The sequence below is a fragment of the Serinicoccus marinus DSM 15273 genome (assembly GCF_008386315.1).
Classification (GTDB): domain Bacteria; phylum Actinomycetota; class Actinomycetes; order Actinomycetales; family Dermatophilaceae; genus Ornithinicoccus; species Ornithinicoccus marinus.
The window spans coordinates 805,193-830,592 of the sequence record NZ_CP043808.1 but is presented as its reverse complement, the minus strand read 5'-3'; the positions used below and the strand labels follow the sequence as shown (position 1 = coordinate 830,592).

General features: G+C 72.5%; 22 protein-coding genes. 11 read left to right on the top strand and 11 right to left on the bottom strand.

Going from position 1 to position 25,400, the window contains the following annotated elements; genetic code table 11:
- Nucleotide 1: 1 nt before the first annotated feature.
- From FU792_RS04085 to FU792_RS04060, 6 genes are all read right to left on the bottom strand, one after another.
- On the bottom strand, nucleotides 2-487 hold the full coding sequence (locus FU792_RS04085) for a hypothetical protein (protein ID WP_022924232.1): 486 nt from the start codon (nucleotides 485-487) through the stop codon (nucleotides 2-4).
- Nucleotides 484-1,092 (bottom strand): RNA polymerase sigma factor, encoded by a 609-nt coding sequence (locus FU792_RS04080; protein WP_052327759.1) that lies wholly within the window; start codon nucleotides 1,090-1,092, stop codon nucleotides 484-486. The genes FU792_RS04085 and FU792_RS04080 overlap by 4 nt, the downstream gene beginning before the upstream one ends.
- On the bottom strand, nucleotides 1,086-2,801 hold the full coding sequence (locus FU792_RS04075) for a S8 family serine peptidase (RefSeq protein ID WP_022924234.1): 1,716 nt from the start codon (nucleotides 2,799-2,801) through the stop codon (nucleotides 1,086-1,088). Before FU792_RS04075 ends, FU792_RS04080 begins: the two co-directional genes overlap by 7 nt.
- 328 nt (nucleotides 2,802-3,129) lie before the next feature.
- Nucleotides 3,130-3,570 (bottom strand): nucleoside-diphosphate kinase, encoded by a 441-nt coding sequence (gene ndk, locus FU792_RS04070; protein WP_149814562.1) that lies wholly within the window; start codon nucleotides 3,568-3,570, stop codon nucleotides 3,130-3,132.
- A 37-nt stretch (nucleotides 3,571-3,607) separates the two neighbouring features.
- Nucleotides 3,608-4,444: an undecaprenyl-diphosphate phosphatase gene (locus tag FU792_RS04065; RefSeq protein ID WP_022924237.1), complete on the bottom strand. Its 837-nt coding sequence runs from the start codon at nucleotides 4,442-4,444 to the stop codon at nucleotides 3,608-3,610.
- A 1-nt stretch (nucleotide 4,445) separates the two neighbouring features.
- The gene (locus FU792_RS04060; protein WP_237739994.1) at nucleotides 4,446-4,853 is read right to left on the bottom strand and encodes a DUF4233 domain-containing protein; all 408 of its coding nucleotides are present in this window, start codon (nucleotides 4,851-4,853) and stop codon (nucleotides 4,446-4,448) included.
- Nucleotides 4,854-4,964: 111 nt separating this feature from the next.
- On the opposite strand from FU792_RS04060, the gene FU792_RS04055 reads away from it, so the two are divergent.
- From FU792_RS04055 to FU792_RS04035, 5 genes are all read left to right on the top strand, one after another.
- Nucleotides 4,965-5,597: a DUF3105 domain-containing protein gene (locus tag FU792_RS04055; protein ID WP_022924239.1), complete on the top strand. Its 633-nt coding sequence runs from the start codon at nucleotides 4,965-4,967 to the stop codon at nucleotides 5,595-5,597.
- Nucleotides 5,594-6,343: a DUF305 domain-containing protein gene (locus FU792_RS04050; protein WP_084485083.1), complete on the top strand. Its 750-nt coding sequence runs from the start codon at nucleotides 5,594-5,596 to the stop codon at nucleotides 6,341-6,343. The genes FU792_RS04055 and FU792_RS04050 overlap by 4 nt, the downstream gene beginning before the upstream one ends.
- Before the next feature lie 101 nt (nucleotides 6,344-6,444).
- A complete protein-coding gene (locus tag FU792_RS04045; RefSeq protein WP_028130875.1) occupies nucleotides 6,445-6,759 on the top strand; it encodes a hypothetical protein in 315 nt (104 codons plus the stop codon).
- Nucleotides 6,756-8,042, top strand: a complete 1,287-nt coding sequence (locus tag FU792_RS04040; protein WP_022924242.1) for a cupin domain-containing protein — start codon at nucleotides 6,756-6,758, stop codon at nucleotides 8,040-8,042. Before FU792_RS04045 ends, FU792_RS04040 begins: the two co-directional genes overlap by 4 nt.
- The gene (locus FU792_RS04035) at nucleotides 8,039-9,049 is read left to right on the top strand and encodes a sucrase ferredoxin (RefSeq protein WP_022924243.1); all 1,011 of its coding nucleotides are present in this window, start codon (nucleotides 8,039-8,041) and stop codon (nucleotides 9,047-9,049) included. The genes FU792_RS04040 and FU792_RS04035 overlap by 4 nt, the downstream gene beginning before the upstream one ends.
- On the opposite strand, the gene FU792_RS04030 is transcribed toward FU792_RS04035, so the two are convergent.
- Both FU792_RS04030 and ileS read right to left on the bottom strand, forming a co-directional pair.
- Complete coding sequence (locus FU792_RS04030; protein WP_022924244.1) at nucleotides 9,046-10,515, bottom strand: bifunctional folylpolyglutamate synthase/dihydrofolate synthase; 1,470 nt, start codon at nucleotides 10,513-10,515, stop codon at nucleotides 9,046-9,048. The genes FU792_RS04035 and FU792_RS04030 overlap by 4 nt on opposite strands.
- Nucleotides 10,512-13,880 (bottom strand): isoleucine--tRNA ligase, encoded by a 3,369-nt coding sequence (ileS, locus tag FU792_RS04025; protein ID WP_022924245.1) that lies wholly within the window; start codon nucleotides 13,878-13,880, stop codon nucleotides 10,512-10,514. The genes FU792_RS04030 and ileS overlap by 4 nt, the downstream gene beginning before the upstream one ends.
- Nucleotides 13,881-14,269: 389 nt before the next feature.
- On the opposite strand from ileS, the gene FU792_RS04020 reads away from it, so the two are divergent.
- Entirely contained in the window at nucleotides 14,270-15,898 is a 1,629-nt protein-coding gene (locus FU792_RS04020) for an AbgT family transporter (RefSeq protein WP_028130878.1), read from the top strand.
- Nucleotides 15,899-15,961: 63 nt separating this feature from the next.
- On the opposite strand, the gene FU792_RS04015 is transcribed toward FU792_RS04020, so the two are convergent.
- The 3 genes from FU792_RS04015 to FU792_RS04005 all read right to left on the bottom strand — a co-directional run bounded on the left by FU792_RS04015 (nucleotide 15,962) and on the right by FU792_RS04005 (nucleotide 18,851).
- Nucleotides 15,962-16,939, bottom strand: a complete 978-nt coding sequence (locus tag FU792_RS04015; protein WP_149814561.1) for an endonuclease domain-containing protein — start codon at nucleotides 16,937-16,939, stop codon at nucleotides 15,962-15,964.
- Between the two features lie 232 nt (nucleotides 16,940-17,171).
- Nucleotides 17,172-18,671, bottom strand: a complete 1,500-nt coding sequence (locus tag FU792_RS04010) for an alanine/glycine:cation symporter family protein (protein ID WP_149814560.1) — start codon at nucleotides 18,669-18,671, stop codon at nucleotides 17,172-17,174.
- A complete protein-coding gene (locus FU792_RS04005; RefSeq protein ID WP_149814559.1) occupies nucleotides 18,672-18,851 on the bottom strand; it encodes a hypothetical protein in 180 nt (59 codons plus the stop codon).
- A 172-nt stretch (nucleotides 18,852-19,023) separates the two neighbouring features.
- On the opposite strand from FU792_RS04005, the gene valS reads away from it, so the two are divergent.
- The 5 genes from valS (at nucleotide 19,024) to FU792_RS03980 (ending at nucleotide 25,399) form a co-directional block, all read left to right on the top strand.
- Nucleotides 19,024-21,696 (top strand): valine--tRNA ligase, encoded by a 2,673-nt coding sequence (gene valS / locus FU792_RS04000; protein ID WP_149814558.1) that lies wholly within the window; start codon nucleotides 19,024-19,026, stop codon nucleotides 21,694-21,696.
- Between the two features lie 9 nt (nucleotides 21,697-21,705).
- Nucleotides 21,706-22,461, top strand: a complete 756-nt coding sequence (locus FU792_RS03995) for a DUF4129 domain-containing protein (RefSeq protein ID WP_084485085.1) — start codon at nucleotides 21,706-21,708, stop codon at nucleotides 22,459-22,461.
- A gap of 139 nt (nucleotides 22,462-22,600) precedes the next feature.
- Nucleotides 22,601-22,990, top strand: coding sequence for a hypothetical protein (locus FU792_RS03990; RefSeq protein WP_149814557.1), 390 nt, complete (start codon nucleotides 22,601-22,603; stop codon nucleotides 22,988-22,990).
- Nucleotides 22,987-24,036: an AAA family ATPase gene (locus FU792_RS03985; RefSeq protein ID WP_022924251.1), complete on the top strand. Its 1,050-nt coding sequence runs from the start codon at nucleotides 22,987-22,989 to the stop codon at nucleotides 24,034-24,036. The genes FU792_RS03990 and FU792_RS03985 overlap by 4 nt, the downstream gene beginning before the upstream one ends.
- Before the next feature lie 277 nt (nucleotides 24,037-24,313).
- A complete protein-coding gene (locus FU792_RS03980) occupies nucleotides 24,314-25,399 on the top strand; it encodes a DUF58 domain-containing protein (protein WP_149814556.1) in 1,086 nt (361 codons plus the stop codon).
- Nucleotide 25,400: the final 1 nt, after the last annotated feature.

Sequence of the window (25,400 nt, the reverse complement as noted above, 5' to 3'; positions counted from 1 at the left end):
GTCAGATGGTGAAGGTGGGGGTCAGGACGGTGCGGTCACCGAGGGGGTGGACCACGAGGTAGGCGGGGCCGGTGCTCACTGCGGCGAAGGCGAACCGTCCGTCCTGGACCTCGACGCGGTCGCGACGTCCGTCCGGTCGGGCCAGCTCCACCTCGGACACCTCGCAGGTGAGCCAGCCGTCCACGCGCGCCGTGCCGTCACCCAGCGGGCTGACCGTGATCATGATGCTCACGGAGTCGGTGCTGAAGGTCACCGTCATCGTCTGGTCCGGCTCGTCCTGGGCGTCGTCACCCCGGGTGAGTGCCGTCGGTGCCCGCGTGAGCTCGGCCACCTCGGCCTGGAGCGCCCGCACGGTCAGGGCGAACTTGATCCGGTCGGTGAGACCGGCCGGGGAGGGGTCGAGCCGGTCCACGGTCTCGCGCAGGTCGTGCAGCACGGCGACGTCGGAGTCGTCGAGCGGCGCCGACGAGAGGTCGTCGTAGGTCATCGGTCCTCCCACCTGTCGTCGGCCGCCAGCGACCGTCGCAGTTTGTCCAGGCACCGACCACGGGTGGGTCCGATGCTTCCTCTCGGCATGCCCAGCGCCGCCGAGATCTCGTCGTAGTCCGGCCGGTCGCAGAAGGCCACGATGCGCAGCAGCTGCCGGCACCGTTCGGAGAGCTCCTGGACCGCGGCCCAGAGCACCTGCTGGCGCTCGGTGAGGATGGTGGCTGCCTCGGGACCGGGCTCGGTCTCACCGGGGTCGACGGTCCCCGTCGGGTCGTAGGAGGTGCGCCGTGCCACCTTGGCGGTGCGCCAGCTCTCCCGCTTGACCGCGATGACGAGCCACCCCAGCACCGCACCGCTCTCCCGGATGTCGGCGGCCCGGTCCACCAGCCTGATCCACACGTCCTGGACCACGTCCTCGGCGGCCTCCCGGTCGCACCCGTGGGCCCGCGCGACGTTCCACAGCAGCGGGCTCGCCAGGTCGACGAGCTCACCCAGCGCCTGGTCCTGACCCTCGCGGTACCGGTGGAAGCAGGCCCCGGCCTGATCCCCGAGCGAAGGGGGATCCTCCTGGACACCCACCTCCGGCTCGTCGTCGGTCAGCATCGTCCCTCCTCCACCAGCAGGGTGTGCAGGGCCGCCCCTGCCCGGCCGCGCAGTGCTGCCGCCGCGTCCCCGTCGTCGTCCGCCGCCAGCAGCGCCGCGAGATGGTCTGCCAGCTGCCCGGCCAACCAGGGTGCGGCGAAGCTGGTCCCGCTCCAGACGCCGAACCCGCCCCGGAAGTCGTCCGGGTCCGGGGTGGCCCGGGTGCCCGGGTCGGTGCCGACCCGGCGGGCGGGTTGGGCCGAGGCGTCGAAGGTGACCGGGAGGGTGCTGACGATGTTGACGCCCGGGCGGTGGGTCGTGACCCACGGCCCGGCGTTGCTGAAGAGCGCCACCGAGCACCGGTCCGGGTTGAGCGCGCCGACGCAGACGAGCGGCACCGCCTTCCGGGTGTCCGGGGTCGACCCGGCGGGCAGCGCCCACCCGGCGGGATACATCGGGGTCCTCGTCGCCTGGTTGCCCGCTGCGGCCACGACGCCCACCCCGGACCTGCCGAAGATCTCGAGCAGGGACCGCACCGGATGCTCCTTCACCTCGCCGTCCTGGTGGTAGAAGCCGAGCGAGAGGTTGAGGACGTCCACGACGCCCCCGGCGTCGCCGAAGTCGTCACGTCCCTGCTCCTGCCGGATGAGGTGCAGGACGAGCAGGACGACGAGCGTGCGCACCACGTCCTGCTCCGCCGCCAGCCCTGCGGAGTCCAGCACCGGGAGCGCGACGATCCGCGCGCCCGGGGCGGCCTGCCGGACGACGCCGGCGATGAAGGTGCCGTGCCCGGACAGCGGGTCGAGCGCGCCGGTCAGCTCGTCGACCACACCCGTACCCTCCGGCCACGGATCGGGCCGGCCGTCCGGCAGGACGGGCCAACCGAGCAGCGAGCGCCGCTCTGAGGCGAGGTCGCCGCCCGCGAACCACGGGTGCTCCCCGAGCCCCGTGTCCGGGATGACGACGACCGGGGCTCGCCGACCGCGCGGCTTCCTCGTCGGGTCGGAGAGCGCCAGCTGCACCGGCGTCCGGTCGGGGGCCACGCCCGGCACCCCTCCCTGTCCGCCCCAGTAGAGCCCTCCGGTCTGCCCACCCCAGTAGAGCCCGCCCGTCTGGCCGCCCCAGTAGAGCCCGCCGGTCTGCCCACCCCAGTAGAGCCCTCCGGTCCCGGGCATGACGAGGTGCTCCAGGTCCACGTTCTTCAGCCCGGCCGCCCGCGCGGCCAGGAGCAGCGTCCACGGGTCGGGCTCCCGGACCCCCTCGCCCGGCACGACGAACACCCGTGAGGCATACCCGGCGTCCAGCTCGCGGACGCCCAGGGCACCGACCTGCAGCCCGGGGTCGATGCGGGTCACCGGGTCGTCCGGACCCATCGGCGCGCTCCGGACCTGCTCGAACTCCTTGCCTCCCCCGTCCTCGGCCCCGGTCTCGACCGCCAGCAGCAGCCACCGGGTGAAGGCCTCGTCGGCGACGTCGGGGCGCAGGGACACCTCGAACCCGGCCGCGCGCAGGACACGCTCCAGCTCGTCGATGCGGTCCACGGCGGAGACGCCTAGCAACCCGCTCACCAGCAGCCGGCCGGCACGGTATGCCGTCGCCGACGGTGCGGCGAGGGCCGACCCGTCACGAGCCCGCTCCCGGGCGGCGTTGGACGGGTCGAGGAGCCGTGCGTCGTGACGGCGCAGCAGCGCGGGGGGCAGGAAGAGCTCAACGGCGTCCCGCTGGGTCATCAGGCCTCCTTGGCCGGCTCGGTCCCCTGCGGGTCCCAGCCTAGGGGTCAGGTGGCCCTCAGAGCACCCCTTCACCGCGCAGATACATCGGATCGTGACGTATCTGCGCGGCCGGCCCGGCCTCTGCTCCCTGGACGATGCCGTCCGGCGCCGAGGAGTCCAGGAGCCACGAGCCCTGGCCGGACGCCCTCGTCGCCCCGACCGGCGGGCCCGCGTGGATGACCGACCTGGTCAACGGCGACAACTTCCTCGGCGTGACCTCGTCCTACGCGGCGGTGGCCGGCTATCCCCTGGTGACCGTGCCCAGCGGGGGGCGACGGTCCCGCGCTCAGCCCTGCGGGAACCAGATGTCGATCTCGCGCTCCGCGGACTCCGGACTGTCCGAGCCGTGCACGATGTTCTGCTGCACCTTGAGTCCCCAGTCGCGGCCGTGGTCGCCGCGGATGGTGCCCGGCGCGGCCGCGGTCGGGTCGGTGGCCCCCGCGAGGGAGCGGAAGCCGGGGATGCAGCCCTGTCCCTCGATGACGGCGGCCGTCACGGGTCCGGAGGACATGAACTCCAGCAGCGGCTCGTAGAACGGCTTGCCCTCGTGCTCGGCGTAGTGCTGCTCGAGCTGCGCCCGGGTCGGGGTGAGCACGGCGAGGGCGGTGAGCGTGTAGCCCTTGGCCTCGATGCGACGCAGCACCTCCCCGGACAGGCCGCGACGGTAGCCGTACGGCTTGACGAGGACGAGAGAGCGTTCGGTCTGCGCGGCGGTCGTGTCGGTCACGGGCCCCAGCGTAGGCCGTCGCGGCGGCTGCTCGACGTCAGGGCTCGAGCACGCCGAGGCCCAGCAGGCCGAAGAGGACGAGGGCCAGCACGATCCGGTAGACCATGAACGGCGTGAAGGTGTGGGTGGTGATGTAGCGCATGAACCAGGCGATGACGGCATACCCCACGCCGAAGGCGAGCACCGTGGCGACCGCGATGGCGCCCCATCCCGTCCCCGACCCGATGGCGTCCCCGGTGACGACCTTGACCAGCTGCAGCCCGCCGGAGGCGAGCACGGCCGGGATCGCGAGCAGGAAGGAGTAGCGGGCCGCGGCCTCGCGGGTGTAGCCCATGAAGAGGCCGCCGGCGATGGTGCCGCCGCTGCGGGAGACGCCCGGGACCAGTGCGAGCGCCTGCCACAGGCCGAAGCCGAGGCCGTGCTTCCAGGTGAGCTGGTGCAGCTCGCGCTCCTGACGCCCCACCCGCTCGGCGGCCAGGATGACCAGCGCGAAGACGAGCAGCATGGTCGCCGTGATCCACAGGCTCCGCAGGTCGGTCTCGATCCAGTCCTGCAGCAGCAGGCCCAGGATCCCGATGGGGAAGGTGCCGAGGATGACCCACCAGCCGAGCACGGCGTCCGGGTCGTCGCGGGGGATGCGCCCGGCGAGCGCGGCGAACCAGGCGCGGACGATCCGGACGATGTCGCGCCAGAAGTAGAGGAGCACGGCCGCCTCGGTGCCGAGCTGGGTGATCGCGGTGAACGCGGCACCCGGGTCCGCGCCGTCGTCGCCCAGCAGTCGCCCGACGATCGACACGTGCGCGCTGGAGGAGATCGGCAGGAACTCCGTCAGCCCCTGCACGATCCCCAGCACGATCGCGCTCAGCAGGTCCATCTCACTCGCTCTCCCTGTCGGTCGCGGTGTCGTCGGTCGCCGGGTCGTCGGCCTGCGCCTGCCGCTGCGCCGTGAGCCGGTCCATCCGCGTCCCCTGGCTGAGGCACAGCCACCAGAGGAAACCGAAGAGCCCGGCCACGACGAGCATGGCCGGCAGGACGAGCCCGGCCGCCAGGGTGAGGAACTGCGCGAGCCAGCCCAGGAGGATCCCGACCCGGCTGCGCAGCGCACCGGCGGCGAGCACGCACAGAGCGGTGAGCACGAGCCCGCCCCAGAGGTATGCCCCTGCCCGCGGGTCCCCGGTCGTCCCGGCCAGGCGCCAGGCCACGAGAGTGCCGAAGAAGACCGACATCGCCTGGGCGAGCAGTGTCGTGGCACACAGACGTCGGGTGAGGGTGCCGGGGGTCACGCCCGTCAGTGTCGCAGACCCAGCCTGGGAGGCTTCCCAGCAACCCGCCAGCCCGACGGCATACGCTGGGGTCGGCACCCCAGCTCGACCGATCCGCACAGGAGCGCACCGATGCCCCGACCCGACCGCAAGCCCGCGGCCTCCGACCGCGCCGCGAAGGCGGCCAAGATCCAGAAAGCCGGCGCCGCCGCCGAGCGCCGCCGGGGGCTGCTCATCTGGGGGTCGGTGGTGGCCATCGTCGTGGTCATCGTCGGGGCGGTCGTCTTCGCGGTCGTGCGGGACTCGCCCGCGCTGGCCGACCTGTCGGCCGTCAAGGACTTCGACAACACCGCCGCGGACCACCGCACCGAGCAGATCGACTACGACTCCGCGGTGCCGCCGGGCGGCCCGCACCACCCGGCCTGGTGGAACTGCGGCGTCTACGCCGAAGAGGTCCCGACCGAGCACGCCGTGCACTCGCTCGAGCACGGGGCCGTCTGGTTGACCTACCAGCCCGACCTCCCGGCGGAGCAGGTCGAGGTGATCACCGCCCTCGGCGAGGAGGACTACATGCTGGTCAGCCCGGTCGCCGACCAGGAGTCGCCGGTCATGGCGACGTCCTGGAACCACCAGCTCGAGCTGGACTCGGCGGACGAGAAGCTGCTGCAGGCCTTCGTGCGGGAGTACAAGCTGGCGCCAGACACCCCCGAGCTCGGTTCCGCGTGCACGAGCGGGACGAGCACGGACCTCGTGGAGCGCGGATGACCGATCGGTGGCGCACCTTCGGTGCCCCTGCGCTCGCCGCCGTCACCATCGTGGCGCTGTGCCTGGGCGCCCTCGTGGGGTGGCTGGCCTTCGGCGAGCGGACCCCCCCGGACGACGGCGCGGACGCCGGCTTCGCCCGCGACATGAGCGAGCACCACGCGCAGGCGGTCCAGATGTCGCAGTTGGTCATGCAGCGGACCGACGACGAGGCGGTGCGCCGGCTGGCGGTCGACATCAGCAACACCCAGGGCTACGAGCGCGGGATGATGGGGACCTGGCTCGACGACTGGGGGCTGCCGCGGGCCCGGGGCGAGCAGCGGATGGCCTGGATGTCGTCGGCGGGGACGTCGATGGAGGGGATGGACCACGGCGACACGGCCGACCTGCCCGCGGGCGTGCCCATGCCCGGTATGGCCTCCCCCACCGAGATCCAGGAGCTCGGCGAGGCCTCGGGCGAGGAGGCCGAGGTGCTCTTCCTCCAGCTCATGACCACGCACCACCTCTCCGGGGTGGACATGGCGCAGGCCGCGGTCGACCAGGCGCAGCAGCCGGAGGTGCTCCTCGCCGCGCAGAAGATGGTGGACGCGCAGGTCGGCGAGGTCCTGCTCATGCAGGACATGCTCGAGGAGCGGGACGCCGCGCCGCGGGAGGACGTCGACGCCTGGGTGGAGCAGCGGGACGCGGCCTCCGGAGACACGGGGGACGCGACCTCGCCGAGCGAGCCTCCGGGCGGTCACGACCACTGAGCGGGCAGGGCACCTCCGGTTGCACGCCGGCGGGCCACGCAGGATGCTCGTGCTGAGGCCGTGGACCTCGCGGCAGCACCATCGACAGAAGGGTGGACGACATGAGCACGCAGGACAACGACCCGTTCCAGGACGTGCCGGAGGCGACCGAGGCCGCCAGCGGCGACGCCGACGGTCACGCAGGCCCCGGCGGTGACGGCGGAGCCGACGGCGGCGCGGACGGTCACGCCGGCCCGGGTGGCGACGGCGGAGCCGACGGCGGCGCGGACGGCCACGCCGGCCCGGGTGGCGACGGCGGAGCCGACGGCGGCGCGGACGGCCACGCCGGCCCGGGTGGCGACGGCGGAGCCGACGGCGGTGCAGACGGCCACGCCGGTGCCGGTGGTGACGGCGGGGCTGACGGTCCCGCCGAGTGACCGACATCGGATCGCACCGGGTGAGGGCCGGGAGACCGGCCCTCACCCGACTGCTCGGCTCGCTGTCCCCGCAGGACTTCGCACGGGACCACTGGGGGCATACCCTCCACCTGGCCGGGGTCGCCGACCGCGGTGGTGACACCTTCGACGACCTCTTCTCCCTGGACGCCGTCGACGATCTCGTCTCGGAGCGCGGGTTGCGCACCCCCTTCCTGCGGGTCGCCAAGGACGGGTCCACGCTGCCGGAGAGCGCCTTCACCTCCTCGGGCGGCACCGGCGCCGGGATGCCGGACCAGGTCGACGACAGCAAGCTGCTCCGGCTCTTCGCCGACGGGGCGACGATCGTCCTCCAGGGCCTGCACCGCACGTGGTCGCCGATCCGCGTCCTCGCCGACGACCTGGCCGCCGACCTCGGCAGCCCGGTGCAGGTCAACGCCTACGTCACCCCGGCGGCCAACCAGGGCTTCGACGACCATTACGACGTGCACGACGTCTTCGTGCTGCAGATCTCCGGGACCAAGCGCTGGTCGCTGCGCGAGCCGGTGCTCCCGCAGCCGCTGCGCAGCCAACCGTGGACCGACCGGCGCGAGGAGGTGACTGCCGCCGCCCAGCGACCCGCCCACCTCGAGACGACCCTGGAGCCTGGCGACTGCCTCTACCTCCCCCGCGGCTGGATCCACTCGGCCCGGGCGATGGGCGAGGTCAGCACGCACCTGACCATCGGCGTGCACGCATGGACCCGGCACCACCTGGCGACCTCGGCGCTGGACCTCGTCGCTGCCGGTCTCGGCGCCGAGGACGAGGTGCGCCGCAGCCTGCCCCTGGGCGTGGACCTCTCCGATCCGGGCGGTTGGCACGACGACGTCGAGCAGGTGCGCGAGACGTTGCTGCGGCGGCTGCGGGAGCTACCGGCCGACGAGCTGGCCGCGACCCTGCACGCACGACAGCGGGGCAGCGCCCGACCCTCGGCCGTGCGGCCGCTCGCGCAGGTCGCGGCGGCCCAGTCCCTGACCGTCGACGACGAGATCCTGCTGCGCCCCCATCTCGTGGCCCAGCTGGAGGACGAGGACGAGCGGGTGACCGTGACCTCGCGCGTCGCGGCGTTCACCCTGCCGGCCTCCTACCGCCCGGCCCTGGACCTCCTGCTGGAGGGCGGGCCGGTGAGGGTGCGCGACCTCGGCGGCGCCGCGGGCCTCGACGAGGACGCCGCGCTGCAGCTCGCGCGCGGGCTGCTGACCCGCGGCATCGCCGTCGTGCCCGGGTCGGGCGACGGGCACCGATGACCGAGAGCTTCCGCTGCTCGGACGCCGCGCGGGAGCGCGCGGACCCGCTGCCGGGGACCGCACCCCCGCAGCCGCGGCTGCTACTGGTCGAGGTGCCGGGCGGGTGGCCCTTCGACGCCCTCCAAGCCCTCCCGGATGACGTGCGGGACGACGTCCTCCGGGAGAGCGCGGCGGCCTGGGCCAGGGTGCTGCTCATCCGACGCCCGGGCGAGCAGCCTCGGCGCGAGGGCCCGTGGCGCTGGTATGCCGTCGACCCGGGCGCCCCTCCCGGGTCGCGGGTGGTGCGCGGTGCCTGGGGCTCCGGTGCCGAGCTGCTCACCGGGGCGGCGCGGCTGCGTCAGATGGCCGGGGCGGCGGCCGCGCGCGCGGCCGCCGCCGAGCCCGTCGGCCTCACCGACGCCTCGGCCGACGACGAGCAGCTGCTGCTGGTCTGCACCCACGGCCGCAAGGACGTCTGCTGCGCGGTCCGCGGTCGACCGGTGGCCGTGGCCTTGCAGGAGGCCTGGCCGGACCAGACCTGGGAGTGCTCGCACACGGGCGGTGACCGCTTCGCGGCGAACCTGCTCGTCCTGCCGGACGGCGCCTGCTACGGCGCGCTCGACCCCGGCACCGCCGCCCGGCTGGTGCGCGACCATCGCGAGGGCGCGCCCAGCGTCGCCCATCTGCGAGGGGCCCTCGGCCAGCACCGCGTGGTCCAGAGCGCGGTGCTGGCGGCCCTGGCCCGGTGGCAGGTGCCGTGGGACGCGGTGCACCCGCTCGGCGCCCCCGTGGAGCTGCCGGTCGAGGCCCCCGCCGGGGACGACCGCGACGATGGCGCTGCCCCCGTGGTCGGCCGGTGGCACACCGACGTGAGGGTGCGCGGCCAGGGTGCCTGGCGGGCCACCGGGGTCGAACGTCTGGCTGCTCCGCAACGGCTCACCTGCCGTGCCCCGCGGGCCGGCGCGGTGCGCATACCCGAGGTGACCGGCTGGAGCGCGTTGCCCGCCGAGGCCGTCGCCAGCCGCTAGGCGGTCTGCCGGCCGAGCAGCTCACGGACCTCGGCCGCGGTCGTCACCGAGCCCGTCGCGAGCACCGCGCCGCCGACCCCGCCGTCGTCGGCGAGACCGGCCGCGACGTCGAGGGCGTCCGGCAGGTCGGCGACGACGGTCACCCGGTCCTCGCCGAAGTACTCCGCGACCAGCTCCCCGAGACGGTGCGGCCGGATGGCGCGCGGCGAGGTGGTGCGGGAGACCACGACGTGGTCCAGCACCGGCTCCAGCGCCTGGATCATGTGCTCGGCGTCCTTGTCCTCGAGGACCGCGAGCAGCCCGACGAGCCGGGTGAAGGTGAAGGACTCCCGCACCGCCTCGACCAGCGCCGCGGCCCCGGCCGGGTTGTGCGCCGCGTCCACGAGGACCGTCGGGGAGCGCCGGACGATCTCCAGCCGGCCCGGCGAGCTGACGTCGGCCAGCGCCGCGCGCAGCACCTCGTCGGTGAGCGGCTGCTCGCCACCCCCGACGAAGGCCTCCACGGCGGCGATCGCCATCGCCGCGTTGTGCGCCTGGTAGGCACCGAAGAGCGGCAGGAACAGGTCGGTGTAGTCGCCGGCCAGGCCGCGCACGGACAGCTGCTGCCCGCCCACCGCGACCTCGCGGGCCAGGACCCCGAAGGCGACGCCCTCAGCGTGGACCTGCGCTCCGACCTCCTCGGCACGCTCGGTGAGGACCTGCATGACCTCCGGCTCCTGCACCCCCACGACCGCCAGGGCGTCGGCCTTGATGATCCCCGACTTCTCGCCCGCGATCTCCTCCAGCGTCGAGCCGAGCAGACGGGTGTGGTCGAGCGCGACGGGGGTGAGGACCGCGACGTCGCCGTCGGCGACCGAGGTGGCGTCCCAGACGCCGCCCAGGCCCACCTCGACGACGGCGACCTCGACCGGGGCGTCGGCGAAGGCGGCGTAGGCGAGGGCGACGATCACCTCGAAGTAGGTCATCCGGACCCGGTCCGCCTCGTCCGGCGACGCCATGCTCTCGGCGTCCACCATCTCGACGAAGGGCAGGACGTCGTCGTAGGCGGCGAGGAAGGCCTCGATCGAGACCGGCTCCCCGTCGATGCTGACCCGCTCGCGCATGTCGTGCAGGTGCGGGCTGGTGAACCGGCCGGTGCGCAGACCCATCTCGCGCAGCAGCCGCTCGGTGATCCGCGCGGTGGAGGTCTTGCCGTTGGTGCCGGTGAGGTGGATCATCCGGAAGCTGTGCTGGGGGTCACCCATGAGCTCCATGACGCGGGCGACCCGGTGCAGGGTGGGCTGCGGCATGTGCTCGGGGGTGCGCGCGAAGATCGCCTCGCTGACCTCGGCGTAGCGCGCCAGCAGCTCCGGCGACGTCGCCTCCGGCGCCCGGGGCGAGCCCTCCTCGGCGGGGGGCACGGCGCCGCCCGGGTCCAGCGGCAGCTCGGTGCTGCCGTCGTCGCCGGCGAAGATGTTGTCGCTCATCGTCCTGCCTCCTCGCGTCGGCTGATCAGCAGCTGCACGGTATGCCCACCGCCCAGGTCGGCGGTGCCCGAGTGCGCACCGTCCTTGGCCGGCGGCAGCGGCTGCCCGGCCCCGGCCGCCCCGAACTGCACGGCGAGCGTCTCGCTCATGACGAGCTGCTGGTAGGCCATCGCGGCGTCCCACACCTCGTCGTCACCGACGACGGTCAGGCTGATCCGGTCGCTGATGTTCAGCCCGGCATCCTTGCGGGCGCCCTGGACCGCGCGGACCAGGTCACGGGCCAGACCCTCCTTCTCCAGCTCCGGGGTCACCTCGGTGTCGAGCACGACGAAGCCGCCGCCGTGGCCGCGCAGCGGCGCGGTCGCGGACGACGAGGCGCCGTCGGCGGACTCGCCCACGACCGTCTCCAGGGTGAACTCGCCCTCCTGCAGCGGTATGCCGCCGCTGGTGACCACGCCGTCGTCGCCGACGGACCAGTCGCCGGACTTGGACCCCTTGATCGCGGCCTGCACCTGCTTGCCGAGACGGGGCCCGGCGGCCCGGGCGTTGACGGTGAGCCGCTGCTCGATCTGGAGATCGGCCAGCGCGTCCGGGTCGTTCGCGTCGAGCACGGTGAGCTGCCGGACGTTGACCTCCTCCATGACGACCTGCGTGACCATCCGGGCCCGGGACCGGTTGCCCGGCGGCGTGAAGGACTCCCAGTCCGGCAGCACCACCGTGAGCCGCGGCAGCGGGAGGCGCACCCGCAGCCCCTGCGCCTTGCGCATCCCGAGCGCCGCCGAGCAGACCTCGCGCACCGTGTCCATCGCGGCCACCAGACCGGCGTCGCCGGGCAGGTCGCCCACCTCCGGCCAGTCGGTGAGGTGCACCGACTCACCACCGGTGAGCCCCCGCCATACCTCCTCGGTCAGGAGCGGCAGGAGCGGCGCGGCGACCCGGCAGGTGATCTCGAGCACGGTGTAGAGCGTGTCGAAGGCAGACTCGTCCTCGGCCCAGAAGCGGTCGCGGGAACGCCGGATGTACCAGTTGGTGAGCACGTCGACGAAGTCGCGGATGACCTCGGCGGCGACCGCGATCTCGTTGCCGTCGTAGGCGGCCTGCGCCGCCTCGACGAACTCGCGCGTCTTGGCGAGGACGTACCGGTCCAGCTCGTGCTCGGAGTCCGTGGACCACCGCGCCTGGTACCCGGCGGCGTTGGCGTAGAGCCCGAAGAAGTACCACGCGTTCCACAGCGGGATCATCGTCTGGCGCACGCCGTCCCGGATGCCCTGCTCGGTGACGATGAGGTTGCCGCCCCGCAGGATCGGGCTGCTCATGAGGAACCAGCGCATCGCGTCTGCGCCGTCGCGGTCGAAGACCTCCCGCACGTCCGGGTAGTTGCGCAGCGACTTGCTCATCTTCTGCCCGTCGCTGCCGAGCACGATGCCGTGGGACAGACAGGTCGAGAAGGCGGGCCGGTCGAAGAGCGCGGTCGCGAGGATGTGCAGCGTGTAGAACCAGCCGCGGGTCTGCCCGATGTACTCCACGATGAAGTCCGCCGGGAAGTGGTGCTCGAACCAGTCGGCGTTCTCGAACGGGTAGTGCACCTGGGCGTAGCTCATCGACCCGGAGTCGAACCACACGTCGAGCACGTCCTCGACCCGGCGCATGGTGCTCTTGCCGGTGGGGTCGTCGGGGTTGGGCCGGGTCAGCTCGTCGACGAAGGGGCGGTGCAGGTCGATGCTGCCCTCGCGGTCGCGCGGGAGCCCGCCGAAGTCGGCCTCGAGCTGCTCCAGGGAGCCGTAGACGTCGATCCGCGGGTAGGCCGGGTCGTCGCTGCGCCACACCGGGATCGGGCTGCCCCAGAAGCGGTTGCGGGAGATCGACCAGTCGCGGGCGTTCTCCAGCCACCGGCCGAACTGGCCGTCCTTGATGTGCTCGGGCACCCAGGTGATCTCCTGGTTGGTGCGCAGCATGTCGTCCTTGAAGGCCGTCACCTCGACGAACCAGGAGGAGACCGCCTTGTAGATCAGCGGTTGCTTGCAGCGCCAGCAGTGCGGGTAGGAGTGGCCGTAGGACTCTCGCCGCAGCAGCACGGTGCCCGCGGTGACCGAGCCGGTCTCGTGCTGCTCCCCGCCGAGCTGGTTGCGGGTGGCCGCCTTGAGGTGGTCCATGATCGGCGCGTTGGCGTCGAAGACAAGCATCCCGGCGTACTCCTCCACCGGGGCGGTGAAGGCGCCGTCCGGGCCGACCGGCATGACCGGCTCGATGCCCTCGCGGTCGGTGACCACCTTGTCGTCCTCACCGAAGGCGCCCGCGGTGTGGACCAGGCCGGTGCCGTCGGTGGTCGTGACGAACTCCGCGACGACCAGCCGGTGGGCGCGCTCCCAGCCCTCGTAGTAGGAGAACGGCGGCACGTAGGACCGGCCGGTCAGCTCGGCACCGGTGTAGGTGCCGAGCACCTCCGGATCCTCGCCGAGCTCGTGGGCGTAGGCCGCGAGCCGCTCCTTCGCGATGAGGTAGCGCTCACCGCCGCCGGACCCGGCGCCTTCGCCGGTGGCGCCGGGCAGCGGGGCCCGCACGACGACATACTCGATGTCCTCGCCGACCATGATCGCGAGGTTCGCCGGCAAGGTCCACGGCGTCGTCGTCCACACCAGCGCCAGCGCGCCGTCCAGCACCTCGTCGGGACCCTCACCCGGAAGCAGCCGCGCACCGACGGTCACCGCCGGGTCCTGGCGCACCTGGTAGACCTCGTCGTCCATCCGCAGCTCGTGGTTGGACAGCGGCGTCTGGTCGTTCCAGCAGTAGGGCAGCACCCGGAAGCCCTCGTAGACCAGGCCCTTGTCGTAGAGGCTCTTGAACGCCCAGAGCACCGACTCCATGTAGTCGACCTCGAGCGTCTTGTAGTCGTGCTCGAAGTCGACCCACCGCGCCTGCCGGGTGACGTAGTCCTGCCACTCGTCGGTGTACTTCAGCACCGATTCGCGGCACTTGGCGTTGAACGCCTCGATGCCGAGGCCGAGGATCTCGTCCTTGGTCTTGATCCCGAGCTGGTCCATCGCCTCCAGCTCGGCGGGCAGCCCGTGGGTGTCCCACCCGAAGCGCCGCTCGACCCGGCGCCCGCGCATCGTCTGGTAGCGCGGCACGACGTCCTTGACGTAGCCGGTGAGCAGGTGGCCGTAGTGCGGCAGTCCGTTGGCGAACGGCGGCCCGTCGTAGAAGACGTACTCGTTGGCGCCGTCCTCCCCGGCCTCACGCTGCTCCACGCTCTTGGCGAAGGTGCCGTGCTCGCGCCAGTAGGCCAGCACGGCCTGCTCGATCTCCGGGAAGCGCGGCGAGCTGGTGAGCGCGTCGGCGGAGGTGCTGGTGCGGGGGTAGGCCATGGGGGGGTGGCTCCTGCTCCTGGTGCGTCGTCGTCGGACTCGTGTCAGTCGTGCTCTGCTGCCACGAGGACGACGCTGCCCGGGGGATGAGCCCGGTCGGCACCGCGGTACCACCTCGCTTGCCCGCCGCTCACCCCCGGCCCCGGTCGGGCCTGCTGGCGCGGCGTGCCGCTTCGTTCCGGCTGTGACGGGCCTGCCCCGTGCGGGTCTAGTGGGCTCACCGTCGGGTCACGGTGGCCGTTCTTCCGCAGGCTTGCCGCTGATGACGGCTCGGACGCCTGTGCCTCCATGCTAGCCGACCCAGGACGGCACTCCGGGCCACCGGCGGGCCAGGTGCGCACGTGCTCCCGGTCTGAGTTACGTTGCCGTAGCGGAAAGAGAGGAACGGCATGGACACGGACGAAGAGGCCCGTAGCACCAGCTCCCGGCAGGGAGGCGTCCTGGACGTCATCGAGCGCTGGGGCAACCGCATACCCCACCCGTTCTGGCTCTTCACCGGGCTCGCGATCCTCGTCGCCCTGCTCAGCGCCGTCCTCAGCCAGACCCCGATCAGCGTGCAGGTCCCGGGCGAGGACGCCCCGGTCGCCATCGAGAACCTGCTCACGGTGGAGAACCTGCGCCGCATGGTGGTGGAGTCGATCAGCAACTTCACCGGCTTCCCGCCGCTGGGGATCGTGCTCGTCGTCATGCTCGGCGTGGCCGTTGCCGAGGGCAGCGGGATGATCATGGCCGCCGTGCGGCTCGTCGTGACCTCGGTGTCGGGCCGGTGGTTGACCTTCGCCATCGCCCTGACCGGCATCACCGGGTCCATCGCCTCGGACGCCATCACCGTGATCCTGCCACCGCTGGCCGCGATGGCCTTCCTCGCCGTGGGGCGCAACCCGCTGGTGGGCATCGGGCTGGGGTTCACCGCCGTGAGCGCCGGCTTCAACGCCTCCCTCATCATCAACGCCACCGATCCCCTGCTGGCCGGCATCTCGACGACGGCCGCCCAGCTGGTGGAGGAGGACTACGTCGTCTCCCCTTTGGCCAACATCTACTTCACCGTCGTCTCCTCGGTCCTGCTGGCGGTCATCATCACCGTGGTCTTCGAGCGCTGGGTCAGCCCTCGGATGGAGGCCGAGGGGTGGCGGTCGGAGAACTCCGAGGCCGGCGACGTCGACGAGGACGAGGCCGGCGGGGACGCTGCGGGCGAGGACGCGGCCGGCGACGACGACCAGGCGGCTGACACGGAGTTCGAGAGCCTCGAGGACGCGGAGCTGGACCAGACCGAGAAGCGCGCGCTGAAGGTGGGCGGCCTCGCGGCGCTCGGCTTCCTCGCCGTCGTCGCGATCATCACCGCGATCCCGGGCTCGCCCCTGCGCGGCGAGGACGGTGCCATCCTCACCGGGCCGGCGATCCTCAGCGTGTCCATCCTCATCGCCGGGCTGTTCGTCGTCGCCGGCGTCGCGTACGGACGGGTCGCGGGCACGATCACCTCGTGGGGCGACCTGCCCACCTTCATGGCCAAGGGCATGTCCGACCTGGCCCCCGTGCTCGTCCTCTTCTTCGCCGCCGCGCAGTTCATCGCCTGGTTCGGCTGGTCCAACATGGGCACGGTGCTCGCGGTCTCCGGCGCGAACGCCATCGAGAGCCTGGGTGTGCCGCCGCTCGTCGTCATCCTGCTGGTCGTGCTCATGACCTACGTGCTCAACCTGTTCATCACCAGCGGCTCGGCGCAGTGGACCCTCATGGCGCCGGTCATCGTGCCGGCGCTCATGCTGCTGGGGATCGCCCCCGAGGTGGCGCAGATGGGCTTCCGGATCGGCGACTCCGCCTCCAACATCATCACGCCGCTCAACGTCTACTTCGCCCTCATGCTGACCTACCTGCAGCGCTACAAGAAGGACGCCGGCGTCGGCACGCTCATGGCGATGACCCTGCCGGCCTCGCTCGCGATCCTCGTCGGCTGGGTGGCCTTCTTCGTGCTCTGGTATGCCGTCGGACTCCCCCTCGGACCTGGCTCCCCGGTGCGCTGACCCGCGAGATCCACCCCGCCCCCGTCGTCCCGGCGACACGCCCGACCTGAGCGGCTCCAGCGTTCACATGAACGCTGGAGCCGGTCGGGACCGGCGCGCCGGCGGGACGAAGGTCATCAGGTGCGGCGCCAGGGCTGGCCGGGGAAGTGCGCAGCGAACGCGGGCGGGGCGCTGGACGGCAGCGGCTTGACGTAGCCCCGCGCCGCCATCGCCCCCGCGACACGAACGCACCGTGGCCCAGGGCGTGGCGTAGACGTCCGTGGTCGTGACGACGATCACCCGCCACCCGTGGGCGTCCAGCCACTCCCTCCGGGCGAGGTCGTGCTGCCACTGGCGTGGGTCGTCCGCGTGCTGGCGCCCGTCGTACTCGACGGCGATCTTGAGCTCGGGGTAGGCCAGGTCGAGGCGGAACCGGCGGGTCTCGTCACCCACCTCGTGCTGCAGCTCCGGCTCGGGCAGACCGGCGAGGACCAGCACCAAGCGGGTGCGGGTCTCCATCGGCGACTCGGCTCCCGCCCGGACGAGGGCGGCTGCCTGCGGGGCAAGCCGGGGCAGCCGAGTGCCGTGCTCGACCAGCGCGCGGTCCAGCTCCTGGATCGTCGTGGATCGCTGGTGGACGAGTGAGTCGCCCAGGACCACGAGGTCGACGCAGGACAGCGGCACGGCGAGATCGAGGAAGGTCTGCGCGGGTACGGTGAGCAGCAGGCCTCGCCGCCTGCGCACGGTCGCTCCTGCGTCGACGTGGCTCTGCAGTCCCCGCCGCGAGCGGCGGGACCGTGCGTCGGGCACGGTCACGTGCGTGGTGGACGTCTCCGGCACCACCCCGCCCCAGATCCGTGCCGCGGTCTGGTGGCTTGCCGCGCACCGCGGGACCACGAGGGCGGCGCAGCGTCCCATCATCTCGGGGGTGAGGGGGACGTCGGCGGCCAGGCGGACGCTCCCGAAGACCGAGTGGAAGGAGGCGCCGTCCAGGTGGTGCTTGGTCAGCCCTGCGGCGAGCCCCTTTGACCGCAGGAAGGGTCGGGTGAGATCGAGCTCCATACCGCAGCACGGTGCCGCACCGGGCACCGCACGCGCAGAACTTGTCCACAGGTATGCCCACGGGGTCCGCTCCGTCCGGCCGCCGCGCCGGAGGTCACCGGCTCCAGCGTTCACATGAACTCTGGAGCCGTTCTGGCTGGGGGTGTCGACGGGACGCTGGCAGCTCCCGGACGGCGAAGGGCCGGGAGCAGCACGGTGGCTGCTCCCGGCCCTCGCCGTTGCGGTATACCCGTCAGCGCCGGTCGCGCGGGGTGGTGGCGCCGCCCGCTCCGAATCCGTCGTCGTCGGGGTCGGCCAGGCGGTTCTGACCGGAGTCGTCCCTCACCTGGTTGGCCTCGGCGAGCTCCTCGACAGCGATCTCCTTGTCGGCATCCAGCTTGCCGAGCTCGTAGAGCTTGCCCGAGCGGTAGTCCGCCCAGTACTCCTTCATCTCGCGCTTGATGACCGGCAGGAGGAAGTAGACGCCGAGCAGGTTGATGAAGGCGCAGAGGAAGAGGATGACGTTGGTGAAGTCGATGAGCTGACCGAAGGACAGCACACACCCCATCACCGTGAAGAGCAGGAAGACCCCTCGGTAGATCGTCACCGAGGTCTTGCTGTCGTTGAAGAGGTAGGCCCAGGCGCGCTGGCCGTAGTAGGACCACGTGATGAGCGTCGAGATGGCGAACAGCGCGACGGCCAGCGCCAGCAGGTACGGGAACCAGCCGATGGCCGACTCGAAGGACTCGGAGGTCACGACCACGCCGTCGGCGGCCGGGTCACCGTTGAAGTACCCCTCGCGGGCGTCGTTGTAGAACTGCGTGTCCGCGATGATGATCGTCAGCGCGGTCATCGTGCAGACGATGACCGTGTCGATGAAGGGCTCGAACAGGGCGACGAAGCCCTCCGACACCGGACGACGCGTCTTCACCGTGGAGTGGGCGATCGGCGCGGAGCCGAGCCCGGCCTCGTTCGAGAAGGCCGATCGCTGGAGCCCCACGATGAGGGCACCCAGGAAGCCACCTGCGACGGCCTCCGGAGAGAACGCGCCGCCGACGATCGCCACCACCGCACTGGGCACCTGGCCGATGTTGCTCAGGATGACGAAGAGGCAGGCCAGGACGTAGATGCCACCCATGAACGGCACCAGCGTCGAGGTCACCCGACCGATCGACTTCATCCCGCCGATGATGACCGCGCCGATGATGGCCGCGATGATGAGACCGACGCCGAACTGCCAGGCCAACGCCACGAACGGCGAGTTCTCTCCGCCGGTGACCTGGACCAGCTGGGCGTAGGTCTGGTTGGACTGGAACATGTTGCCCCCCGCGACACCGAAGAGGAGGATCGCGATGGCGAAGGCGCCGGTTAGGCCCACGGACAGGAACTTCGGGAACTTGGTGAAGGCCACCGGGAGGTACTTGAACGGCCCGCCCGAGACGGTGCCGTCCGCGCGGATCTCGCGGTACTTGACTCCGAGGGTGCACTCCGCGAACTTCGTCGCCATCCCCAGGATGCCGGCGAGGATCATCCAGAACGTGGCTCCAGGACCACCCATGACCACAGCAGCACCGACGCCGGCGATGTTGCCGAGGCCGACCGTCCCAGAGACGGCTGAGGTCAACGCCTGGAGTGAGATCGGGATCTCACCCGGGTCGTCGGGCGAGGAGAAGTTCCCTCGCACGACCTTCCAGGCCAGGCCCACGCCGCGCAGCTGCGGGAAACCCGAGGTAGATGGTGATGACGATGGCACCTACGAGGAGCCAGGCCACGATCCAGGCATCGGGAAGAAGTCCGGCGCCCAGAAGAGCACGGTGTCGAACCACACGGTGAGGTTGGTGAAGGCGCTGTCGACCGCACCTTCGATTGACTGCAGCCACTCTGGGTCTGTGGTCTCGGTGGCGCCCATGGGCACGGGAAGTGATCGCAACATGCGTCACACGGTGTGCCACATCGGGGGGATGGTCAACGACATACCCCGATCGTGACCAAAACGTGACCCGATCCCGGAACACCAGGCACACGTCTCTCGTTCGACGCTCTCCATCCCCGTCCGTCGGGACGCCGGGGTCTGTGACAATGACGGGTATGACGCACCCCACCAGATCGCTCCCTCCCGCCCGGCGCAGCTGCCCGAGCGTCCGTCCGTCGACGGCCTGGAGGAGAAGTGGGTCGGGGTATGGAAGGACACCGACGTCTACGCCTTCGACCGGGAGGCGGCCCTGGCCGGCCCGCGCGAGCAGATCTTCGCCGTCGACACCCCTCCCCCGACCGCCTCGGGGACCCTGCACCTTGGCCACGTCTTCGGCTACACCCAGGCCGACTGCCTGGCCCGTTACCACCGGATGACCGGCAAGCAGGTCTTCTACCCCATCGGGTGGGACGACAATGGCCTGCCGACCGAGAAGCGGGTGCAGAACTACTACGGCGTGCGCGGGGACGCCTCGCTCCCCTACGACCCCGACTTCACGCCGCCGCAGCGCGGCGGTGAGGGCAAGAGCCTCAAGGCCGCCGACCAGGTGCCGGTGAGCCGGGCCAACTTCATCGAGCTGTGCGAGGAGCTCACGGTCATCGACGAGCAGGCCTTCGAGGAGGTCTTCCGCCGTCTCGGCCTGGCCATCGACTGGAACGTGCAGTACCGCACCATCGAGGATCGCTCCCGCGCGGTCGCCCAGCAGGCCTTCCTGCGCAACCTCGCGCGCGGCGAGGCATACCAGTCCGAGGCTCCGGGGCTGTGGGACATCACCTTCCAGACCGCGGTCGCCCAGGCCGAGCTCGAGGCGCGCGACTACCCGGGTGCCTACCACCGCGTGGCCTACCACCGTGCGGGTCAGGACCCGGTCTACATCGAGACGACCCGCCCCGAGCTGATCTGCTCGGTGGTCGCGCTGGTCGCGCACCCCGACGACGAGCGGTATGCCGACCTCGTCGGGACCACCGTCACCTCCCCGCTCTTCGGGGTCGAGGTGCCTGTCCTCGCGCACCCGGCGGCGGAGATGGACAAGGGTGCCGGCATCGCGATGTGCTGCACCTTCGGCGACATGACCGACGTGATGTGGTGGCGCGAGCTGGGCCTGCCGACCCGGTCGGTCATCACCCGCAGCGGCCGGTTCCAGGCCGAGACGCCGGCGTGGGTCGCGGGCGGCCCGGGCGAGGGTCTGTATGCCGAGCAGCTCGCGGGCAAGACCACGCACTCGGCCCGCGAGGCCACCGTGGCGGCGCTGCGCGAGAGCGGGGACCTCGACGGCGAGCCCACCCGGACCCAGCGCAAGGCCAACTTCTACGAGCGCGGCGAGAAGCCGCTGGAGATCGTCACCAGCCGGCAGTGGTTCATCCGCAACGGCGGGCGGGAGGAGGACCTGCGCGCCGCGCTCGTCGCCCGCGGCGCGGAGATCGACTTCCACCCGGCGTTCATGCGCAGCCGCTACACGAACTGGGTGGAGGGGCTCAACGGCGACTGGCTCATCAGCAGGCAGCGCTTCTTCGGGGTGCCCTTCCCGCTCTGGTACGCCGTCGACGACCACGGCGAGGTCGACCACGACCGGGTGCTCGTCGCCGACGAGGCCAGCCTGCCGGTCGACCCCGTGAACGACGTGCCCCCGGGGTATACCGCGGAGCAGCGGGACGCCCCGGGCGGCTTCACCGCCGACACCGACGTCATGGACACCTGGGCGACCAGCTCGCTCTCGCCGCAGATCGCCGGCGGCTGGCCCACCCGGGGGGGCCGGGGCGAGGGGTCCGACGCCGAGCTCTTCGAGGCGATCTTCCCCTTCGACATGCGGCCCCAGGGTCACGACATCATCCGGACCTGGCTGTTCGCCACGGTCGTGCGTGCGCACCACGAGCACGGCTCGGTCCCGTGGACCGACGCCTACCTCAACGGCTGGATCCTGGACCCGGACCGCAAGAAGATGTCCAAGTCCAAGGGCAACGCCGCCACGCCGCTGGGGATGCTCGAGGCGAACGGCACGGACGCGGTGCGCTACTGGGCCGCCGCCGCCCGCCCGGGCGTCGACACCGTGGACGACCCCGGCCAGGTCAAGGTCGGGCGCCGGCTCGCCATCAAGCTGCTCAACGCCAGCAAGTTCGTGCTGTCCTTCGGCGAGCTGCCGGAGGGCGCCGCGGAGTCCGAGCTGGTCACCGAGCCGCTCGACCGCGCCATGCTCGCCGGGCTGGCCGACGTGGTCCGGCGGGCCACCGAGGCCTACGAGCGCTGGGACTACTCGACCGCGCTGGATGTCACCGAGTCCTTCTTCTGGGGTTTCTGCGACGACTACCTCGAGCTGGTCAAGGAGCGTGCCTACGGCGGCGCCTTCAGCGCCGAGGGCCCCACGACCGAACCCTCCTCCGCGACCCTCTCGGCACGGGCCGCGCTCCGGCTGGCCCTGTCGGTGCAGCTGCGTCTGCTCGCGCCGGTCGTGTCCTTCGCGACCGAGGAGGTGTGGTCCTGGTGGCACGAGGAGGGCAGCTCGGTGCACGCCCAGCCCTGGCCGGTGGTCGAGGAGCTCTCCCGCGCCGCGGACGACGCCCCGGCCGCGCTGCTGACCACCGTCGGGCAGGCCCTGGCGGGGCTCCGGCGGGCCAAGTCGGAGGCCAAGGTCAAGATGCGCACCGAGATCTCGGCCGCGACCGTCGCCGGGCCGGGGACCGAGCTCGACCACGTCCGGTCCGCCCTGGACGACCTGCGTGCCGCCGGCAAGGTCGTCGGCGAGGTGTCCTTCGCCGACGCCGACACCCTGAGCGTCGAGGACGTCGCCCTGGTGGTGGACCCGGCATAGGCTGAGGCCATGCGCAGGGGCATGGGTCCGACGGTCGTCATCGCCGTCGTCGCTGCCCTGGCCGGCATCACGCTGCTGCTGTGGAGCTCGAGCAGCGGCTCCTCCCTCGTCGGCCCGCCGCAGAGCACCTGGGCGCCCTCGGTCGGGATGCCCGACCTGCCCGCCGTGACGCAGGCCCCGGCCGAGCAGGCGAGCGGTGGCGAGCTCGAGGAGACCGAGGGCCGCGCCGTCGACTGGCTGCTCATCGGGTTCCTCGTCCTGGTGGTCGCGGTCGTCCTCATGGTGCTGCGGATGCTGGCGAACCGCGGCGTCCGCGAGCGGGAGCCGCTCACCGTCGAGGAGGACGAGGAGCTCGTCGCCCTGCTGGAGGCCAGCGGCGACGACGTCCGCTACCGGGCGCTCGCGGAGGGTGACCCGCGCAACGCCGTCGTCGCCTGCTGGGTGGCCCTCGAGGACGCCGTGCGCCGCTCCGGGCTGCACCAGAACCCCGCGGAGACCGCCGCGGAGCTCACCCGACGGGTGCTGGGCCGGTGGGAGGTCGACGAGGCCGCGATCCGGGAGCTCTCCGAGGCCTACCGCGAGGCCCGTTTCTCCCGGCACCCGGTCAGCGAGCAGCAGCGCGACCGGGCGGTCGGCGCGCTCGAGCGGATCCATGACGACCTGCGTCGGCGCGTCCTGGCCGAGCAGGCCCGCGCCGCTGAGCAGGAGGCCGCGGCGCAGGAGCAGGGCGAGCAGCAGGCCGGGCGGGCCGGAGGGGCCCGGTGAGCCCCACGGTCCACGGCGCGGTCACCCGGCGCACGCTGCGCCGCCAGCTGACCCCGGCGCTGGTCGGCGCGCTGCTCGTCGGCGCGCTGTCTACTACATCGGCTCGCTTCCCTACGCCCTGCCACTGGCCGTCCTCGCCGTGGTCCTCGCCGGCCTCGTCCTCGGCCTGGCGCTGTGGGGCGCGACGAGCACCACCCGCGACGTCGAGCAGGCCTACTGGGTGTCGACGCCACGGCAGGAGTCGGCGCCGCCGGACGCCATGGACTACCGCCTCCTGCGGCTGCGGCGCGACCTGCGGGACGCGCTCGAGCGGGACGACCGGGGCGACCACATCTACCCGGTCGTCCGGGAGCTGGCCGCCGAGCGGCTGCTGGCGCACCACGACGTCGACCTGGAGACCGAGCCCGAGCGGGCGCGGGCGGTGCTCGACCCCCACCTGTGGAACTACCTGACCCGCCCGCCCACCGACAGGCGCAAGCGCAGCAAGAGCGCCCTGCACACCGCGATCGAAGGAGTCGAGCAGCTGTGAGCCAGACCAGCACCGAGACACCCACCCTGACCACCGAGGAGGTCTCGCGCCGCGCCGGCGAGGTGCTCGACCGGGTCGAGCAGGCGGTCGTCGGCAAGCGCGAGGCGCTGACCATGGTGCTCACCGCGATCCTGTCCCGGGGCCACGTCCTGCTGGAGGACTTCCCCGGGCTCGGCAAGACCCTCGCCGCGCGCTCCTTCGCGCAGACCCTCGGGCTGGAGTTCACCCGCGCGCAGTTCACCCCCGACCTGCTGCCCTCGGACCTCACCGGGTCCTTCGTCTTCGACCAGAAGGCCGCCGAGTTCGCCTTCCGCCCGGGTCCGTTGTTCACCGGGCTGCTGCTCGCCGACGAGATCAACCGCACCCCGCCCAAGACCCAGTCGGCGCTGCTCGAGGCGATGCAGGAGCACCAGGTCACCGTCGAGGGCCAGACCTTCGCGCTGCCGCAGCCGTTCCACGTCCTCGCCACCGCCAACCCGGTGGAGTACGAGGGCACCTACCCGCTCCCCGAGGCCCAGCTCGACCGCTTCCTGGCCCGGGTCTCCTTCGGCTACCCCTCGCCCGAGGAGGAGTGGGACGTGCTGCGCCGTCGCGTCTCTCGGCAGACCGAGGACCAGCGGCTGGAGCCGGTCACGGACGCCGCCGGGCTGGCCGCGATGCAGGAGGCGATCGAGCGCGTCCCGGTCGAGGACGACATCTCCCGCTACTGCGTCGAGCTGGCCTCGGCGACGCGCCGGCACCGTGCCGTCCTCGTCGGGGCCTCTCCCCGCGGCTCGCTCGCGCTCATGCTCACCGCGCGGGCGTATGCCGTCATCCGCGGCCGCGACTACCTCACCCCGGAGGACGTCAAGGCGGTCGCGCACGCGGTGCTGGACCACCGCATCTCGATCAAGCCCGAGCTGTGGATGTCGGACACCGGAGGCGCCGCCGTCGTGACCGCCGCGCTGGGCCAGGTGCCGGTCCCCGGCTCTCGCACCGGGGCCTCCACCGTGGACGACGGCACCGGACCCAGCCACGGCGACGGCGACGTCGGCACGCAGGCCTGATGTCGCTCACCGAGCGGGCCGACGCCTGGCGCCCGACGCACGCCTTCGCCCGCTGCCTCGTGGCCGTGCTGCTGGTCGCCCCGGTGGCGCTGCTGTGGCGCCGCCCGGACCTGCTCGTGCTGCTCAGCCCGCTCGTGGTCGTCCTCGCCTGGAGCCTGGCGACGCGCCCCGCCGACCGGCCGGACCACCGCTTCGCCCTGTCGCACGCTCAGGTGCGCGAGGGCGACCAGGCGCTGGCGGTCGCCGACCTCGAGCCGGTCGAGGGCGCCCACGTCCTGTGCGCGGCGTTGACCCCCGCCCCTTCGTGGAGGCCGTGGCCCAGGAGCGGATGCGCGCGGCGTTGGACAGCGACGACCTCCCGGTCCAGCGCACGGCCACCGTCGTCGACGCCGAGGGGTCGCTCGTGCAGGGCCGGCGACGGCTGCTCGTCGGGCTGCGGGTCACCCGGTGGGGCGTGCGCCGGATCGGGCCCATGCAGGTGGCGGCCAGCAGCGCCTGGGGGTCCTACCGCTGGGGGCCGATCTCGGTCGGGGCCCAGGGCCTGCGGGTGCTGCCCCAGCCCGCCGCCTTCGACACCTCGGCCCCGGCGCCGCACCCTCGCGGCCTGGTCGGGATGCACCGTTCCACCCGCCCGGGCGACGGCAGCGAGTTCGCCACGATCCGGCCCTTCCAGGTGGGCGACCGACTGCGCCGCATCCACTGGCCGCGGTCCAGCCGCACCGGGGAGCTGCACGTGACCTCGAGCTACGCCGACCAGGACACCCACGTGGCCGTGCTCGTGGACGCGCACTACGACCTCGGCCGTTCCGGTGGGCTGACGGGCACGCCCAGCTCGCTGGACCGCTCGGTTCGTGCCGCGGCCGCCGTCGGCGAGCACTTCCTGCAGCAGGGCGACCGGGTGAGCCTGCGGGTGCTGTCCGCCCGCACCCCGCTCACGGTCCCGGTGGGAACGGGCCGGCGGCACGGTGTGCGCATCCTGGACACCCTGAGCCGGATCCAGCCGGCCGTGGACGACGAGACCGACCCGCGCAGGGTCCACCTCGGGGTGGGCTCGGGCACGCTCGTCGTCATGATCTCGGCCCTCGTCTCGCCCGACGCGCTCACCCAGGCCGCGACGCTGGCCGCCCGCGGCCTGTCGGTCGTCGTGGTGGACGCGCTGGTCGAGGGCGGCGCGGGTGTGGTCCCGAGCGCCGACCGCGACCCGCTCGCCCGCACCGCCTGGCGGATCCGGATGCTGGAGCGGGAGCGGGAGATCCGGGCGATCAGGCGCCAGGGCGTGGCGGTCGTGCCGTGGCTGGGCCCCGGCAGCCTGGACGTCGTGCTGCGCGAGTTGTCGCACCGGCGGCGCGGGGCGGGGGTGTAGC

Coding starts and splice junctions, on each gene's coding strand:
- FU792_RS04085 (WP_022924232.1), bottom strand. CDS start 487: ATGACCTACGACGACCTCTCGTCGGCGCCGCTCGACGACTCCGACGTC.
- FU792_RS04080 (WP_052327759.1), bottom strand. CDS start 1,092: ATGCTGACCGACGACGAGCCGGAGGTGGGTGTCCAGGAGGATCCCCCT.
- FU792_RS04075 (WP_022924234.1), bottom strand. CDS start 2,801: ATGACCCAGCGGGACGCCGTTGAGCTCTTCCTGCCCCCCGCGCTGCTG.
- FU792_RS04065 (WP_022924237.1), bottom strand. CDS start 4,444: ATGGACCTGCTGAGCGCGATCGTGCTGGGGATCGTGCAGGGGCTGACG.
- FU792_RS04055 (WP_022924239.1), top strand. CDS start 4,965: ATGCCCCGACCCGACCGCAAGCCCGCGGCCTCCGACCGCGCCGCGAAG.
- FU792_RS04050 (WP_084485083.1), top strand. CDS start 5,594: ATGACCGATCGGTGGCGCACCTTCGGTGCCCCTGCGCTCGCCGCCGTC.
- FU792_RS04045 (WP_028130875.1), top strand. CDS start 6,445: ATGAGCACGCAGGACAACGACCCGTTCCAGGACGTGCCGGAGGCGACC.
- FU792_RS04035 (WP_022924243.1), top strand. CDS start 8,039: ATGACCGAGAGCTTCCGCTGCTCGGACGCCGCGCGGGAGCGCGCGGAC.
- FU792_RS04030 (WP_022924244.1), bottom strand. CDS start 10,515: ATGAGCGACAACATCTTCGCCGGCGACGACGGCAGCACCGAGCTGCCG.
- ileS (WP_022924245.1), bottom strand. CDS start 13,880: ATGGCCTACCCCCGCACCAGCACCTCCGCCGACGCGCTCACCAGCTCG.
- FU792_RS04020 (WP_028130878.1), top strand. CDS start 14,270: ATGGACACGGACGAAGAGGCCCGTAGCACCAGCTCCCGGCAGGGAGGC.
- FU792_RS04015 (WP_149814561.1), bottom strand. CDS start 16,939: ATGGAGCTCGATCTCACCCGACCCTTCCTGCGGTCAAAGGGGCTCGCC.
- FU792_RS04005 (WP_149814559.1), bottom strand. CDS start 18,851: ATGTTGCGATCACTTCCCGTGCCCATGGGCGCCACCGAGACCACAGAC.
- FU792_RS03995 (WP_084485085.1), top strand. CDS start 21,706: ATGCGCAGGGGCATGGGTCCGACGGTCGTCATCGCCGTCGTCGCTGCC.